12 protein-coding genes are annotated in these 15,241 nt (G+C 71.7%); 4 read left to right on the top strand and 8 right to left on the bottom strand.

What is annotated here, in order from left to right:
* Positions 1-46: 46 nt before the first annotated feature.
* A complete protein-coding gene (locus ABZ915_RS06275) occupies positions 47-1,300 on the top strand; it encodes an ATP-grasp domain-containing protein (RefSeq protein WP_361796671.1) in 1,254 nt (417 codons plus the stop codon).
* The gene (locus tag ABZ915_RS06270; RefSeq protein WP_361796668.1) at positions 1,300-2,568 is read left to right on the top strand and encodes an NAD(P)-binding domain-containing protein; all 1,269 of its coding nucleotides are present in this window, start codon (positions 1,300-1,302) and stop codon (positions 2,566-2,568) included. Before ABZ915_RS06275 ends, ABZ915_RS06270 begins: the two co-directional genes overlap by 1 nt.
* Positions 2,569-2,639: 71 nt before the next feature.
* On the opposite strand, the gene ABZ915_RS06265 is transcribed toward ABZ915_RS06270, so the two are convergent.
* The 3 genes from ABZ915_RS06265 to ABZ915_RS06255 form a co-directional block, all read right to left on the bottom strand.
* Positions 2,640-3,191 (bottom strand): chaplin, encoded by a 552-nt coding sequence (locus tag ABZ915_RS06265; protein WP_361796661.1) that lies wholly within the window; start codon positions 3,189-3,191, stop codon positions 2,640-2,642.
* Positions 3,192-3,402: 211 nt separating this feature from the next.
* Complete coding sequence (locus ABZ915_RS06260) at positions 3,403-4,293, bottom strand: ABC transporter permease (RefSeq protein WP_361796658.1); 891 nt, start codon at positions 4,291-4,293, stop codon at positions 3,403-3,405.
* Positions 4,290-6,941, bottom strand: coding sequence for a CocE/NonD family hydrolase (locus ABZ915_RS06255; protein WP_361796655.1), 2,652 nt, complete (start codon positions 6,939-6,941; stop codon positions 4,290-4,292). The genes ABZ915_RS06260 and ABZ915_RS06255 overlap by 4 nt, the downstream gene beginning before the upstream one ends.
* A 116-nt stretch (positions 6,942-7,057) precedes the next feature.
* On the opposite strand from ABZ915_RS06255, the gene ABZ915_RS06250 reads away from it, so the two are divergent.
* On the top strand, positions 7,058-7,480 hold the full coding sequence (locus ABZ915_RS06250) for a GNAT family N-acetyltransferase (RefSeq protein WP_361796652.1): 423 nt from the start codon (positions 7,058-7,060) through the stop codon (positions 7,478-7,480).
* A gap of 3 nt (positions 7,481-7,483) precedes the next feature.
* On the opposite strand, the gene ABZ915_RS06245 is transcribed toward ABZ915_RS06250, so the two are convergent.
* The gene (locus ABZ915_RS06245; RefSeq protein ID WP_361796649.1) at positions 7,484-8,881 is read right to left on the bottom strand and encodes an APC family permease; all 1,398 of its coding nucleotides are present in this window, start codon (positions 8,879-8,881) and stop codon (positions 7,484-7,486) included.
* A 292-nt stretch (positions 8,882-9,173) separates the two neighbouring features.
* On the opposite strand from ABZ915_RS06245, the gene ABZ915_RS06240 reads away from it, so the two are divergent.
* Positions 9,174-10,010: a hypothetical protein gene (locus ABZ915_RS06240; RefSeq protein ID WP_361796646.1), complete on the top strand. Its 837-nt coding sequence runs from the start codon at positions 9,174-9,176 to the stop codon at positions 10,008-10,010.
* A 60-nt stretch (positions 10,011-10,070) separates the two neighbouring features.
* On the opposite strand, the gene mmsA is transcribed toward ABZ915_RS06240, so the two are convergent.
* The 4 genes from mmsA to ABZ915_RS06220 are packed head-to-tail and all read right to left on the bottom strand — an operon-like array spanning position 10,071 to position 15,229.
* Positions 10,071-11,573: a CoA-acylating methylmalonate-semialdehyde dehydrogenase gene (gene mmsA / locus ABZ915_RS06235; protein WP_361796643.1), complete on the bottom strand. Its 1,503-nt coding sequence runs from the start codon at positions 11,571-11,573 to the stop codon at positions 10,071-10,073.
* A 14-nt stretch (positions 11,574-11,587) separates the two neighbouring features.
* Positions 11,588-13,480: a 3D-(3,5/4)-trihydroxycyclohexane-1,2-dione acylhydrolase (decyclizing) gene (iolD, locus tag ABZ915_RS06230; protein WP_361796640.1), complete on the bottom strand. Its 1,893-nt coding sequence runs from the start codon at positions 13,478-13,480 to the stop codon at positions 11,588-11,590.
* Complete coding sequence (iolB, locus tag ABZ915_RS06225) at positions 13,477-14,292, bottom strand: 5-deoxy-glucuronate isomerase (RefSeq protein ID WP_361796637.1); 816 nt, start codon at positions 14,290-14,292, stop codon at positions 13,477-13,479. Before iolB ends, iolD begins: the two co-directional genes overlap by 4 nt.
* Before the next feature lie 7 nt (positions 14,293-14,299).
* Positions 14,300-15,229: a deoxyribose-phosphate aldolase gene (locus ABZ915_RS06220; RefSeq protein WP_361796634.1), complete on the bottom strand. Its 930-nt coding sequence runs from the start codon at positions 15,227-15,229 to the stop codon at positions 14,300-14,302.
* Positions 15,230-15,241 lie beyond the last annotated feature (12 nt).

Genomic DNA, 15,241 nt, shown 5'->3' with positions numbered 1-15,241 from the left:
TGCGCTCGCCCGTACGGGTGAGCCGATCCGAAAGAAAAGAGCATTCGTGTCGCTGCTCGACACCCGAGTCCCCGCCGTATTGCTGCGGACCGACCGGAATCCCTTTCACCACGGAACGCTGGGGGCCGTGCGTTCGCTCGGCCGGGCGGGAGTGGAGGTGCATGTCGTCGCCGATTCGGCGGGAAGTCCCGTCCACCGGTCGCGTTTTGTACGCCGGATGCACCCCCCGCCGCCGCCCGGCGCGTCCCCGGGCGAGATCAGTGCCGTGCTGCGGTGTGTCGCCGAACGGATCGGGCGTCCCGCCGTCCTGATCCCGATGGACGACGCGACCGCGATCGCCTCGGCGCGGATGCGGGAGAAACTCGCGCCCTCCTACCTCCTGCCGCCGCTGCCGGGCGAACTGGCCGAACGCGTCGCCGACAAGGCCGAACTGGCCGCCGTCTGCGCCTCCGCGGACATCCCGCACCCGGTGACGCTGGTCCCGGACAGCCCGGCGGAGGCCGCCGACGCCGCGACGAGGCTCGGACTGCCGATGGTGGCCAAGTGGAGCCGGCCGTGGCTGCTGCCCACCGGCAGCGACCTGCGCAGCACCGTCCTGGTGCACTCCGTGCGGCAGGCCCGGGAACTCCACGCGCGCACCGAGGAGGCGGGCAGCAGGCTGCTGCTCCAGGCGTACCTGCCGCCGGGAGAGGACCGGGACTGGTTCTTCCACGGCTACGCCGACCGCTCCGGCACCGTGCGCGCGGGCGGGCCGGGCCGCAAGCAGCTGTCCTGGCCGCGCGGCGCGGGGCTGACCGCGGTGGGCTGCTGGACCCCCAACCCGCAGGTGCAGGCGCTGGCCGAGCGCCTCACCGACGAGCTGGGCTACCGCGGCGTCCTCGACCTCGACTTCCGCCGCTGCGGCACGACGGGCCGCTACCACCTCCTCGACTTCAACCCGCGCCCCGGCGCCCAGTTCCGGCTCTTCGCCGACAGCGCGGGCCTGGACGTCGTACGCGCCCTGCACCTGGACCTGACGGGCCGCTCCCTGCCGGACGGCACCCCGCTGGCCGGACGGGCGTTCGTGGTGGAGAACTACGCACCGCTCGCCGCGCTCCGTCCGGCGCCCGGCGGGCGCGAACTCGCCTGGTACGCCCGGGACGACCGCGTCCCCGGATGGGCGATGTGGGCCCTGTGGTGCCGTCATGTCTCCCGCCGGCTGCGGGAGCGGCTCGGCGCGAAGAAGACGGCATCCGCACCACTCCTGATCCCCCGGGCGGCCTCGCCCGCCCTGACCGACAACGAGAAAGCGAGCAATTGATGAAGTACGACCTTTTGGTTGTGGGTGCAGGCCCGTACGGCCTGTCGATCGCCTCCCATGCCGCGGCCGCCGGGCTGAACCTGCGCGTGTTCGGACGGCCCATGGCGTCCTGGCGGGACAACATGCCCCGCGGCATGTTCCTGAAGTCGGAGCCGTGGGCATCCAACCTCTCCGATCCGGGCGGACGCTGGCGCCTGGACGTGTACTGCGCGGAGCACGGCCTGTCGGCACGTCACGCGGAGCCGATCCCGGTCGAGGCGTTCGCGTCGTACGGCATGTGGTTCGCGCGGCACGCGGTACCCGAGGTGGACGAGCGCATGGTGACCCGGGTGGCGTCCGGCCCCGGCGGCTTCACGGTGGTCACCGAGGACGGGGAGATGCTGTACGCGCGGGCGGTGGCGCTGGCGATCGGTGTGATGCCGTTCGTCGAGGTACCGCAGGCGCTGCGCGGACTGCACCCCGCGTTGGTGACGCACAGCAGTCACCACAGCGACCTCGACCGCTTCCGCGGCGGCGACGTCACGGTGATCGGCGGCGGCCAGGCGGCCCTGGAGACCGCGGCGCTGCTCGCCGAGCAGGGCACCCGCGTACGGGTGCTGGCACGGGCGGACGGGCTGCGGTGGAACGATGTGCCGCCGCCCCTGGAGCGCAACCTGTGGCAGAACATCCGCTCCCCGCACAGCGGCCTCGGCCCCGGCTGGCGGAACTGGTTCTACAGCGAGCGCCCCGGCCTCTACCGGCAGCTGCCGGAGGCGACCCGGCAGCGCATCGCGGCCACCGCACTGGGACCGGCGGGCGCGTGGTGGGTCCGGGACCGCGTGGAAGGGCCGGTGGAGTTGCTGCCGGGCCACGAGGTCACCTCGGCCGGCGCGGTGCCGGGCGGTCTGCGGCTGAACCTGATGAACCGCAAGGGCGCGCTGCGGACCCTGGAGACGGAACACGTCATCGCCGCCACGGGATTCAAGGCGCACTGCGACCGGATCGGACTGCTCTCCGAGGAGCTTCGCGGGTCGCTGGCCACCCTGCCCGACCGCACCCCCGCGGTCGGACGTGACTTCGAGTCCTCCCAGCCCGGCCTGTTCATGGCGGGCCTGGTGACCGCCTCCGGCTTCGGACCGGCCATGCGCTTCGTGCAGGGCGCGACGTTCACGGCGGAGGCCCTCGTCCGCGGGGTGCGCCGCCGGCTCAGGAAGACCCCGGTGGGCGGGACGATCCCCGTACCGGGAAGCAGCAACCGCGACTGGTCGCCGACGCCGGTGCGCCGCTGACGACAGCGTGCACGAACGCTTCCGGGCCGCTGACGCAGAGCGAGTCGTCAGCGGCCCGTCCGGCGAGGGGGCTACCGCTGGGCGGCGGCCCGGCCGCGGCGGTACATCATGACCCCGCCCGCGATCAGCGCGGCACTGGCGGCCGAGGTCGCCAGCATCGTCTTGCTGCCGGTCTCGGCCAGCTGGGGCGGTTCGCCGACGGTCTGCTTGGGCGGCGGGGTGTGGCTGGTCCGCGTGGGCGGGGGCGTCGGGCGCGGCTTCTCCACGACGCGCGTGGGCGGGGTGGGGCTGCTCGACGGCGTCGGGGTGTCGCAGTCGTCGCTGGGCGAAGCCGAAGGCTTCACGCTCACAGTCGGCTTGGTGGGCGTGGCGGTCACGGAGGGCCCCGGCGCCGCGTCGTTCTCGCAGTCGTTGCCGAACGCGGTGTTGAGCGCCGCGACCCCGTTGACGGTGTCGCCGCACACGTTCACCGGCGCGTCGACCGGCGCCTGAACGCTGTTGCCGGCCAGGACACCGGGGGAATCCGTCGCGCTTCCCGCCGCGTTCGTGTCAGCGAGAGCGGAGCTGTAGGACAGGGAGAGAATGCCCGTGGCGGCGGCCGCCGCGAGCACTCCCCTGCACATGGTCTTTCGCAATGTGGTTATCTTCCTGCTTGAAGAATTGGGAAAGCCGGCCTCGGACGGGGATCGACGTCCGAGGCCGGCCATGACACAGCCGGGAAGTGTGACCGATCTGCCGTACAGGTCGATCGGCACGGGCAGGTCACATGCCCCACTGCTTCATCAACCCGACAGCAGGGAATTGGTTTCGGGGATTCACCCGGTTGGACGGCCCCTAGGACACCACGTCTTTCCGGGCGAAACCCCGGAATGCGAGAGCGAACAGCACCACGGCGTACGTCACGGAAATCGCCGTGCCCTGGATCATGCCGGACCATTCGGGACGCGGCTGGACGGCGTCGGCCCAGGCGAACTGCCAGTGCGCGGGCAGGAAGTCGCGCCAGTGCCCGAGGGCGGTGACGGCGTCGAGGACGTTGCCGACGATGGTGAGGCCCACCGCGCCGCCGACCGCGCCCAGCGGGGCGTCCGTCTTCGTCGACAGCCAGAACGCGAGCCCGGCGGTGACCAGTTGCGACACGAAGATGTACGCGACGACCACCAGCAGCCGCTGGGCCGCCGTGCCCGGGTCGAGCGCGCCGCCGGTGGGGATCTGCAACGGGCCCCAGCCGTAGGCGGCCGTGCCGACGGCCAGCGCCACGACCGGCAGCAGCACCATCGCGGCCAGGCTGAGCCCGAGCCCCACGACGAGCTTGGACCACAGCAGCCGGGCCCGGGGCACGGGCGCGGCCAGCAGATAGCGCAGCGAGGACCAGCTCGCCTCCGAGGCCACGGTGTCCCCGCAGAACAGGGCGACCGGGATCACCAGCAGGAAACCCGCCGACACGAACAGGTTCACCGCGGCGAAGTTGGCCCCGGACGCGGTGGCCGTGTCCATCAGCGTGACCTGGTTGTTGCGGCCCCCCGGCTCGCCGCCGATGGCGAAGGCGACGACCAGGACGAACGGCAGGACGGCGAGGATCCCGCCCATGAGCAGCGTGCGGCGCCGCTTGAGCTGGCGGACCAGTTCCACCCGCAGGGGCAGGGTACGGCCGGCCCGGTAGCCGACGGCGGTCTCGACGGGCTCCGTGTGCGCGACGGGCTCCGGTTGCTCGGCGAGCGTGCTCATGCCGTGCCTCCGATCAGGGTGAGGAACGCGTCTTCCAGACGGCGGTGCGGACCGACGGACTCGACGGGGATGTCGAGCCGGACCAGTTCGGCGACCAGCCGCGACGCGCCCCCGCCGGTGTCGAGGCGGACGAGGAGCCCGCCCTCGGCGCGGACCGCCGAGGCGACCCCGGGCAGCGCGGCCACCTTCTCCACGACCGGCTCCTCCACGGGCGTGGCGGTGCCGATCAGCAGGGTGTCGCCGGAACCGACGATCTCGGCCACCGGCCCCGCCTGGACGAGCCGGCCCCGGTCCATGACCACCAGGTGCGTGCAGGACTGTTCGACCTCCGCCAGCAGATGGCTGGAGACGATCACCGTGCGCCCGGCCGCGGCGTACCGGATCATCACCTCGCGCATCTCGCGGATCTGGGGCGGGTCGAGGCCGTTGGTGGGTTCGTCGAGGATGAGCAGGTCCGGCAGGCCGAGCATGGCCTGGGCGATGGCCAGACGCTGGCGCATGCCCTGGGAGTAGGTGCGCACCGCGCGGGCGAGCGCGTCGCCGAGGCCCGCGATCTCCAGGGCCTCCTCCAGGTGCGCGTCCCCGGCGGGGCGGCCGGTGGCCCGCCAGTACAGCTCGAGGTTCTCCCGCCCGGACAGGTGCGGCAGGAAACCCGCGCCCTCCACGAACGCGCCGACCCGGGACAGCACCGGCGCGCCGGGCCGGATCGCGTGCCCGAAGACGCGGATCTCGCCGCCGTCCGGCCGGATCAGGCCCATCAGCATGCGCAGGGTCGTCGTCTTGCCCGCGCCGTTCGGCCCGAGCAGACCGAGGACCTGGCCCTTCTCCACGCGGAAGGACAGCTCCCGCACGGCGTAGCGGTCCGCGGAGCGCGCGTACCGCTTGCTCAGGTCGGTTATCTGCAACGGCACTTCGGCCAGCTCGGGGTCCGGTCCGGGCACCGCCGTGCGGCGGCGGCCGGTGACCAGCAGCACCAGCGCGCCCGCCGCGCCCGCCAGCGGCAGCCACCACACCCAGGCGGGCAGCGGCACCGACGCCGTGCCCACGCCGGGGGCCGTCGGGACGCTCAGGTCGCCCTTCAGGGAGACGGTGTACGTGGCGGGGGCCGCCGGGGAGGCGTAGCCGAGGTCGGTGGAGGCGAGGACCAGGCGCAGCCGGTGGCCCTTCAGCACGTCGTGGTCGACCGCGGGGAGCGTGAGGGTGACGTCCTTGCCGGACTTGGCGCCCTCGACCCGGACCGGTGCGACCAGCTGGGAGGGCAGCACCTTCTGGGTGCCGTCGGGCGAGACGTCGTACACCTTCCCGAAGAGCACGGCGTCGTCGCTCGTCGAGGTGACGTGGACGGTCACGGTGGGCGAGCCGGTGATCTGGACGTCGCCGCCCACCGGCCTGGAGTCGAAGGCGGCGAACTGGCCGGGGAAGTCGAGCGACACCCCGACGCCGAGGGAGGACAGCTGGGCGAGGCCGCCGGAGCCGCCGAGGCCGGGCAGGGCGGAGACACCGGGCGGGCTGGCTCCCGCCGGGTTCGCGATGCGCTGCTCGCCGCCGCTGAGCGCGACCTTGCGCCGGCCGCTCGCCAGCCCGGGGTAGGTGTCGGCGGTGGCGCCCCGCAGCTGGGCGGCGCCGTCGGTGGAGTCGACGCCTCCGGTGCGGGTGATCCGGAAGGCCGGGCCGGTGTCGGCGCCCTTGTCGCCCTTGAGGTAGCGGTCGAACCAGGCCGTCACGCGGGCCTGGACGCGGTCGGCCTCCAGGTCGCCGCCGTCGTGCCCGCCGGCGATCCAGTCGACGTCGACGGGGGCGCGGTTCGCGCGGATCGCCTTCTCGGCCGCGTCGGACTGGGCGAGCGTGAACAGGGAGTCGGTCTGGCCCTGGGTCAGCAGCGTCGGCACCTTGATGCGGTCGGCGACGGCGGACGGCGAACGCTCCTCCAGCAGTTTCCGCGCCGCCGCGTCCGGCTTGCCCGACTCGGCGACCCGGTCGTACATCTGGCACAGCGCGGGCTCGAACCTGGCGCAGCCGCCGCCTTCGTTGAAGAAGATCCCGGCCCACAGCTTCTTGTACACGCCGTCGGGGAACAGGGCGTCCGCGAGGTTCCAGTACGTGATCGACGGGGCGATGGCGTCCACCCGGTGGTCGTAGCCGGCGGCGAGCAGGGAGATCGCCCCGCCGTAGGAGCCGCCGGCCATGCCCACGCGCGGGTCGCCCGCCTTGTCGAGCCGGACCTGCGGCTGCTTCGCCAGCCAGTCGATGAGCCGGGAGACGTCGGCGACCTCGCCCTCGGGGTCGTTGATGCCGATCTTCCCCGTCGAGTGCCCGAAGCCGCGTGCCGACCAAGTCAGCACCGCGTACCCGTCTCTCGCGAGGTCCTGGGCCTGCTGCCGTACGTCGTCCTTGCTGCCGCCGAAGCCGTGCGCCAGCAGGACGGCCGGGCGGCGGCCGGAGCCGCCGGTGGTGAAGTACGAGGTGTCGACGCGCACCCCGTCGCCCATGTTCATCACCTGGTCGGTCCGGCGCACCGGGGACGTGTCGTCGGAGGCGACGGCCGTCCACGTACCGGCACCGGCGAGCACGACGACGGCGGCCGCGGCGGCCATCATCCGCCGCGGCCCCCGAAGCAACCCGCGCACGCCGGGCAATCGAAGATCCATGGGTCCACGGTACGGTCCGCCACCGACAACCGATGCAACCCGGGGACCGAACCCCTGGCCCTCCCCTGGGAGTACGGGCCTCCCGCCGCCTACACCAGCCGTGGTACGAAGCCCCCATGGAGATTCGCCGCGCAAGCTCCGTCGCCGAGGTCATCGCTGCCGAACACCTCTTCGACCACGCCGTCCGCCCCGAGTGGGCCGAGCGTTTCCTGACGGCGGCCGGACACCATCTGCTCCTGGCCTACGAGGTCCGGGACGGCGAGGACGCCCCCGTCGGCTTCGTCAGCGGCGTCGAGACGATCCATCCCGACAAGGGCAGCGAGATGTTCCTGTACGAGCTCGCGGTCGCGGAGCGGTACCGGCGCCGGGGCATCGGGCGGGCGCTGGTCGGCCGGCTCGCGGCGCTGGGCCGGGAACTGGGCTGCTACGGGATGTGGGTCCTGGTCGACACCGGCAACGACGTCGCCCTTGCCGCGTATCGCAGTGCGGGCGGCAAGGGCGACGGGACGTGCTCGGTGGTGACGTGGGAGTTCGGGTGACCGTCAGGCCTGGGCGTCCTCCGGGATGGACACCAGCCAGCGGGTGTCGCGGCGCGGGCGGAGGTAGAGGGCCCAGTAGAGGGTGGCGACGGCGGTGATGCCGCCGGTCCACAGCAGGTAGCTCGTCTCCTGCTGGCTGAGGATGTACGCCAGGACCGCGATCAGCAGCACCGGCATCGCGGGCCACAGCGGCATGCGCCAGGCGGGCGTGTGCTTGTGGTGGCCGCGGCGGGCGAGCAGGGCGGCGATGGCGACGAGCAGGTACATGCCGGTCACGGAGACGCCCGTGACGCCGTACAGCGTGTCCAGGTTGACGAAGCAGAGCAGCGCGCCGGGGACGCCGACCGCGAGCGTGGCGACCCAGGGGGAGCCGAAGCGGCCGAGCTTGGAGAAGACGTTGTTGACCGGCTCGGGCCAGGCCTTGTCGCGGGCGGAGGCGAACAGGACGCGGGAGTTCTGGATGACCATGACGATGCCCGCGTTGATGATCGCGAGGGCCACGCAGAGGCTGACGAAGGTGCCGACGGCGGAGTCGGACCAGGCGGTGACCATGGAGCTGAGGTCGCCGCCGGTCAGCTCCTTGATGTCGGAGGCGCCGAGGGTGATGGCGGCGACCGGGACGAGGATGACCACGGTGGAGATGGCGAGGGTGGCCAGCACGGTGCGGGCGACGTTGCGGCGCGGGTGCTCCAGTTCCTCGGAGAGGTAGACGGCGGTCGAGAAGCCCTGGGTGACGAAGAGGGCGATCGCCAGGCCGGAGACGACCAGCATGGCCGTCACGGTGTCGGTGTGCCCGTCGGTGCCGGCGACCTGCATCGAGGTGAGGCTGCCGAGGCCGCGGTGGGCGTGGGTGAAGCCCAGCACGGCGACGACCCCGGCGGCGATGACCTCCAGGACCAGGAAGATGCCGGTGATCCAGGCGTTGGCGCGCAGGTCGAGCAGGCCCGCGAGGGTGGCCAGCAGCATCACGCCGGCGCCGGTCATGGCCGGGTCGAGGTGGACGATCGGAGCGAGGTAGTCGGCGGTGCCTATGGCGATCACGGGCGGCACGATCATCACGACCAGCAGCGACAGCACGAAGACCAGCCAGCCCGCCAGCCGCCCGGCCAGTGTCGACACCATGGCGTACTCGCCGCCCGCGCTGGGGATGAGGGTGCCCAGCTCGGAGTAACAGAACGCCACGGCGATACAGAGGAGGGAGCCGATGGCGATCGTCAGGGCGGTGGCGGTGCCGAGCGAGCCGAACAGGTCCGGGACGACCACGAAGAGCGTGGAAGCGGGTGTCACGCAGGACAGCGTGAGGAGGGTGCCGCCGACCACCCCGATGGAACGCTTGAGTGTCTGGGGACTGTCGGCCGCCTCTGGGGCGGCTGTGTCGACAGGGCGGAGCGTGTCGGTCATGCGGCGGTTCCGATCGACTCGTGCGGATGCCTCCGGCGGCTGGGATCGAGGTGCATCGAACCCCGACGAAAACCGACGCGTCAATGGGTGTTTACCTACGGAATTCGTAGATCAAGTACCCCGTTCATCTCGTAAACAGCAATTCGACGCAGTACGTTCCGCCCCCTTGGGCCATGCGGTAACCGCAGGACGGGCGTCAAAAAAATGTCAGGACGACCGGGATCCGGACCTGTCAGTGTGTCCCGTTAGAGTTCACCGGTCACAGCCGGAACACAGCAAGGGGTGGGGATACATGAAGCTGGGCAGGAGCGCGGCCTGGGTGGTGTGCACGGCGGCGGCGCTGCTGGCGACCTCCGCGTGCGGCGCGGAGGGGGCGAAGACGGCCGCCAAGACGGTCGACAGCGCCGGCAAGGCGATGGCGGCGCTGGCCAGGGCGACGGACCGGACCGAGGCTCTGGGTTCCGCCGAGGTACGGACGACGACGGACCTCGGCACCGGCACCCCGATAGCCATGGACGGCACGTACTCGTGGGGCGACGGATACGCCATCGACGTCGAGATGGACACCAAGGCCGCGAACATGCAGGCCCTTCAGCACTCGCCCAAGATCCGCTGCCTGTTCGTCGACGGTGCCTACTACTACAAGGTCGACACGCTGGCCACCGGCCCGTTCAAGGGCAAGAGCTGGATCAAGGTCGACGGCGCGGCCATCTTCGGGGAGAAGGGCGCGCAGGCCCTCACGGGGAGCAACGGCAGTCCTTCGGCCTCCATGAAGGGGCTGAAGTACGCCAACGACGTCGACAACCTCGGCACGCAGACCGTGGACGGGCGGCGTACGACCCACTACCGGGCCGTGGTCGACCAGGCGCACATGGGCAAGTTCAAGCAGGCCTACGGCAAGGGCTCCCCGATGGGCTCGGCGCTCGGCGTCGACTCGATCACCATGGACGTCTGGGTCGGCTCCGGTGACCTTCCGGTGCGGATGAAGCAGAAGATGGGCACCATGACGGTGACCATGGACTTCGACAAGTTCGGCAAGACGGCCACCGTGAAGGCCCCGCCCGCCGCGCAGACCGCCGACCTCACCGACGTGGTGAAGCGGCAGCAGGAGCAGCGCAAGCAGAGCTGAACACACCGGTGCCCCGCCCTCTCCCACGCGGAGGACGGGGCACCCTGTCGTATCGGCGTGTCAGTGGTTGCGCGGGAAGCCCAGGTCCACGCCCGCCGGGGCGTCGGCCGGGTCGGGCCAGCGGGTGGTGACGACCTTGCCGCGGGTGTAGAAGTGCGTGCCGTCGTTGCCGTAGATGTGGTGGTCGCCGAAGAGCGAGTCCTTCCAGCCACCGAAGCTGTGGTAGCCGACGGGGACCGGGATCGGCACGTTCACGCCGACCATGCCGGCCTCGACCTCCAGCTGGAAGCGACGGGCCGCGCCGCCGTCCCGGGTGAAGATCGCGGTGCCGTTGCCGAACGGGGAGGCGTTGATGAGGGAGATGCCCTCCTCGTAGGTGTCGACGCGCAGCACGGTCAGTACCGGGCCGAAGATCTCGTCCTGGTAGGCCTTCGCGGTGGTCGGCACCTTGTCGAGCAGCGAGATGCCGATCCAGTGGCCGTCCTCGAAGCCCTCCACCGTGTAGCCGGTGCCGTCGAGCACCACCTCGGAGCCCTCGGCGGCGGCGCCCTCGACGTACGAGGCCACCTTGTCGCGGTGGACCTTGGTGATCAGCGGGCCCATCTCGGAGGCCGGGTCGTTGCCGGGGCCGATCTTGATCTTCTCGGCGCGCTCGCGGATCTTCTCCACCAGCGTGTCACCGATCGCGCCGACGGCCACGACCGCCGAGATCGCCATGCAGCGCTCGCCCGCGGAACCGTAGGCCGCGGAGACGGCCGCGTCGGCCGCCGCGTCCAGGTCGGCGTCCGGCAGCACCAGCATGTGGTTCTTCGCGCCGCCGAGCGCCTGTACGCGCTTGCCGTTCGCGGAGGCCGTGGTGTGGATGTAGCGGGCGATCGGGGTCGAGCCGACGAAGGAGACGGCCTTGACGTCCGGGTGCTCCAGGAGCCGGTCGACGGCCACCTTGTCACCGTGCACGACGTTGAACACGCCGTCCGGCAGGCCCGCCTCGGCCAGCAGCTCGGCGATCTTGACCGACGCCGACGGGTCCTTCTCCGACGGCTTCAGCACGAAGGTGTTGCCGCACGCGATGGCGATCGGGAACATCCACATCGGGACCATCGCCGGGAAGTTGAACGGCGTGATGCCCGCGACGACACCCAGCGGCTGCCGGATCGAGGACACGTCGACACGGCTCGCGACCTGCGTCGACAGCTCGCCCTTCAGCTGCACGTTGATGCCGCAGGCCAGGTCCACGATCTCCAGGCCGCGCGCCACCTCGCCGAGGGCGTCGGAGTGCACCTTGCCGTGCTCGGCGGTGATCAGCTCGGCGATGGCGTCCCGGTTGGCGTCCAGCAGCGCCCGGAACTTGAAGAGGATGGACGTCCGCTGGGCCAGCGAGGACTGGCCCCAGCTCAGATAGGCGTCCTTCGCGGCGGCGACCGCGGCGTCCACCTCGTCCACCGACGCGAACGCGACCTTCGTGGTGACCGCGCCGGTCGCCGGGTCGGTGACCGGCCCGAAGTTGCCCGACGTGCCGTCGACGGACTTGCCGCCGATCCAGTGGTTGACGATCTTCGTCATGACCGAGTACTCCTTCACAGATGGCGGCGTCGGGTCGAGACGTGCCGTTCGTACAGCTCACGGGCCTTCACCGCGGACGATCGGGTCGCGGTCTCGGCCACAGGAACATCCCACCAGGCCTGCGCCGGAGGCGCGCCCGACACTGTGTCTGCGGTTTCGGTCTCCACATAGACACATGTGGGAGTGTCGGCGGCCCGCGCCTCGGCGAGCGCCGCGCGCAGGTCCCGTACGGTCTTCGCGCGCAGCACCCGCATACCGAGGCTGGCCGCGTTGGCGGCGAGGTCGACGGGCAGCGGAGCCCCGGTGAACGTGCCGTCCTCGGAGGCGAAGCGGTAGGCGGTGCCGAACCGCTCGCCGCCGACCGACTCCGACAGGCCGCCGATCGAGGCGTAGCCGTGGTTCTGCACGAGCAGGATCTTGATCGCGATCCCCTCCTGCACCGCCGTGACGATCTCCGTCGGCATCATCAGATACGTCCCGTCACCGACCAGCGCCCAGACCGGCCGGTCCGGGGCGGCCATCTTCACACCGATCGCGGCCGGGATCTCGTAGCCCATGCAGGAGTAGCCGTACTCCAGGTGGTACTGGTCACGCGACCGGGTGCGCCACAGCTTGTGCAGGTCGCCGGGCAGGGAGCCGGCCGCGTTGATGAGCACGTCCGTCTCGTCGACGATCGCGTCCAGCGCGCCCAGCACCTGCGGCTGCGTCGGCCGTACGTCCGGCTCGTCGGCCTCGTAGCAGGCGTCGACGCGCTGCTCCCAGCGTTCCTTGTCCTCGGTGTACTCGGTGGCGTACGAGTCGGCGGTCCGGTGGCCGTGCATCGCCAGCGCCTCGGTCAGCTCCTGGAGTCCGCTGCGGGCGTCCGCGACCAGCGGGGTTCCGGCGAGCTTGTGACCGTCGAAGGGCGCGATGTTGAGGTTGAGGAAGCGGACGTCCGGGTTCTCGAAGAGGGTGCCGGAGGCGGTGGTGAAGTCGGTGTACCGGGTGCCCACGCCTATCACCAGGTCGGCGGTGCGGGCGAGTTCGTCGGCGGTGGCGGTGCCGGTGTGGCCGACGCCGCCGACGTCCTGCGGGTGGTCGTGGCGCAGGGAGCCCTTGCCGGCCTGGGTGGAGGCGACCGGTATGCGGGTCGCCGCCGCGAACTCGGCGAGGGCCTCCTCGGCGCGGCTGTGGTGGACCCCGCCGCCCGCGATGACGAGGGGCCTGCTCGCCGCCCGGATCGCCCGTACGGCCTCGGCGAGTTCGGCCGGGTCCGCGCCCGGCCGCCGTACGGTCCACACCCGCTCGGCGAAGAACTCCTCGGGCCAGTCGTACGCCTCGGCCTGCACGTCCTGCGGCAGCGCGAGGGTGACCGCGCCCGTCTCCACCGGGTCGGTGAGCACACGCATCGCCTGGAGGGCGGCCGGGATCAGGGCCTCCGGCCGGTTGATCCGGTCGAAGTAGCGCGACACCGGGCGCAGGCAGTCGTTGACCGACACGTCCCCCGCGTACGGCACCTCCAGCTGCTGGAGCACCGGGTCCGCCGGGCGGGTCGCGAAGACGTCGCCGGGCAGCAGCAGGACCGGGAGGTGGTTGACGGTCGCGAGGGCGGCGCCGGTGACCAGGTTGGTCGCGCCGGGGCCGATGGAGGTCGTCACCGCGTGCGTGGACAGGCGGTTCGACTGACGCGCGTAGCCGACCGCCGCGTGCACCATGGACTGCTCGTTGCGGCCCTGGTGGTACGGCATGTCGCCCGCGTACTCGATGAGCGCCTGCCCGATGCCCGCCACATTGCCGTGGCCGAAGATGCCCCAGGTGGCGCCGATCAGCCGCTGCCGTACGCCGTCCCGCTCCGTGTACTGGGCGGACAGGAAGCGGACGAGCGCCTGCGCGACCGTGAGCCTCGTCGTTGAGGTCGTCGGAGTCATCGATACCCCTCCGTATGGTCCGGGTGGAAGCAGATCCGCCACTCCCGCGTCTCGCCCGGACCGGCCATGACGTTCAGGTAGTACATGGCGTGGCCGGGCTGGGCGATGGACGGGCCGTGCCATCCGTCGGGGACGAGGACGGCGTCGCCGGTGCGGACCTCAGCGAGGACGTCCGATCCGCCCTCACGGGAGGGGAATACGCGCTGATAGCCGAAACCGTTCGGACCCTCGATCTCGAAGTAGTAGATCTCCTCCAGCTCCGCTTCCTCGCCGGGCCGGTGCTCGTCGTGCTTGTGCGGCGGGTACGAGGACCAGTGCCCGCCCGGGGTGATCACCTCGACGGCGATCAGCCGGTCGCAGTCGAACGAGTCCGCGGAGGCGAAGTTGCGCACCTGGCGGGCGCAGGTGCCGCTGCCGCGGTCTTCGACGGGAACCTCCGGCGCGGGGCCGTAGCGGGCGGGGAGTCGTCGCTCGCACTTCGCTCCTGCCAGGGCGAAGCGGCCTCCCGCGCCGGAGGCGATCAGGACCCGGGCGTCACGGGGCGCGTACACGAAGTCGGAGACCCCGTCGAACACGCTGTCCCTGCCCAGGATTTGGAACTCTTCGTCCTCCACGTGCACCGTACAACCGCCGCTGAGCGGAAGCACGATCCATTCGCTGTCGCCGGTGGTGAACGTGTGCGTACCGCCCGGCGCCAGCTCGACCACGCGCAGGCCGCAGTACGTCCAGCCGGCCCGCTTGGGGTCGATGTCGAGCACATACTGGGCGCCCGCGGTCGCGCCCCGGCGGAAGTGCAGGTCGTTACTGGTCATACGGCCCTCACAGCAGTCCTACGGCGGTGTCCACGGCGGCGGCCACATCGCCGTCCGCCGGGTACAGCAGCGAGCGGCCGACCACCAGGCCGCACACGGTGGGGAGTTGGAGCGCGCCCCGCCACTTCTCGTAGGCGGCGTCCTGGTCCTCGGGCGAGTCTCCGATGTCGCCGCCGAGCAGCACGGCGGGCAGCGTGGAGGTCTCCATGACCCGCGCCATGTCGTCGGGGTTCTCGGTGACCGGGACCTTCAGCCAGGTGTAGGCCGAACTGCCGCCCAGACCCGAGGCGATGGCGATGGACCTGGTGACCGCGTCCGCGCTCAGGTCGTTGCGCAGCCGCCCCTCGTCGGTGCGGCGGCTGATGAACGGCTCGACGAAGACCGGGAGCCGGCGGGCGGCCATCTCGTCGATGGCGCGGGCCGTGGACTCCAGGGTGGTCAGCGAGCCCGGGTCGTCGTAGTCGATGCGCAGCAGCAGCTTGCCCGCGTCGAAGCCCAGGCGCTGGATGTCCTCGGGGCGGTGGCCGGTGAAGCGGTCGTCGAGTTCGAAGGAGGCGCCCTGGAGGCCGCCGCGGTTCATCGAACCCATGACCACCTTGTGGTCGAGCGCGCCGAGCAGCAGCAGGTCGTCCAGGATGTCGGCGGTGGCCAGGACGCCGTCCACGCCGGGCCGGGAGAGGGCCAGGCAGAGGCGTTCGAGGAGGTCGGCGCGGTTGGCCATGGCCAGCCTGCGGTCGCCGACGCCGAGCGCGCCGCGGGCCGGGTGGTCGGCGGCGACGATCATCAGGCGGCCGTGGTCGTTCAGCAGCGGCCTGCGGACACGGCGGGCGGCGGCCTCGGCGATGGCCTCGGGGTGGTGGGTGCGGGTGTGGACCAGCGCGGAGACGTCCACCTTCGGCAACCCGACGCCGTCCCCGCCGTCGTGCTGCGCCCCCATGACCCGGCCGGC

The sequence above is a fragment of the Streptomyces sp. NPDC046915 genome (assembly GCF_040644935.1).
In the GTDB taxonomy this organism is placed as follows: Bacteria; Actinomycetota; Actinomycetes; order Streptomycetales; family Streptomycetaceae; genus Streptomyces.
This window is presented reverse-complemented; position numbering and strand designations above follow the sequence as displayed.

Excerpts from the sequence above, each read along its gene's own strand:
- ABZ915_RS06270 (WP_361796668.1), top strand. The coding sequence starts at position 1,300 with ATGAAGTACGACCTTTTGGTTGTGGGTGCAGGCCCGTACGGCCTGTCG.
- ABZ915_RS06265 (WP_361796661.1), bottom strand. The coding sequence starts at position 3,191 with ATGTGCAGGGGAGTGCTCGCGGCGGCCGCCGCCACGGGCATTCTCTCC.
- ABZ915_RS06260 (WP_361796658.1), bottom strand. The coding sequence starts at position 4,293 with ATGAGCACGCTCGCCGAGCAACCGGAGCCCGTCGCGCACACGGAGCCC.
- ABZ915_RS06255 (WP_361796655.1), bottom strand. The coding sequence starts at position 6,941 with ATGGATCTTCGATTGCCCGGCGTGCGCGGGTTGCTTCGGGGGCCGCGG.
- ABZ915_RS06250 (WP_361796652.1), top strand. The coding sequence starts at position 7,058 with ATGGAGATTCGCCGCGCAAGCTCCGTCGCCGAGGTCATCGCTGCCGAA.
- ABZ915_RS06245 (WP_361796649.1), bottom strand. The coding sequence starts at position 8,881 with ATGACCGACACGCTCCGCCCTGTCGACACAGCCGCCCCAGAGGCGGCC.
- ABZ915_RS06240 (WP_361796646.1), top strand. The coding sequence starts at position 9,174 with ATGAAGCTGGGCAGGAGCGCGGCCTGGGTGGTGTGCACGGCGGCGGCG.
- mmsA (WP_361796643.1), bottom strand. The coding sequence starts at position 11,573 with ATGACGAAGATCGTCAACCACTGGATCGGCGGCAAGTCCGTCGACGGC.
- iolD (WP_361796640.1), bottom strand. The coding sequence starts at position 13,480 with ATGACTCCGACGACCTCAACGACGAGGCTCACGGTCGCGCAGGCGCTC.
- iolB (WP_361796637.1), bottom strand. The coding sequence starts at position 14,292 with ATGACCAGTAACGACCTGCACTTCCGCCGGGGCGCGACCGCGGGCGCC.
- ABZ915_RS06220 (WP_361796634.1), bottom strand. The coding sequence starts at position 15,229 with ATGGGGGCGCAGCACGACGGCGGGGACGGCGTCGGGTTGCCGAAGGTG.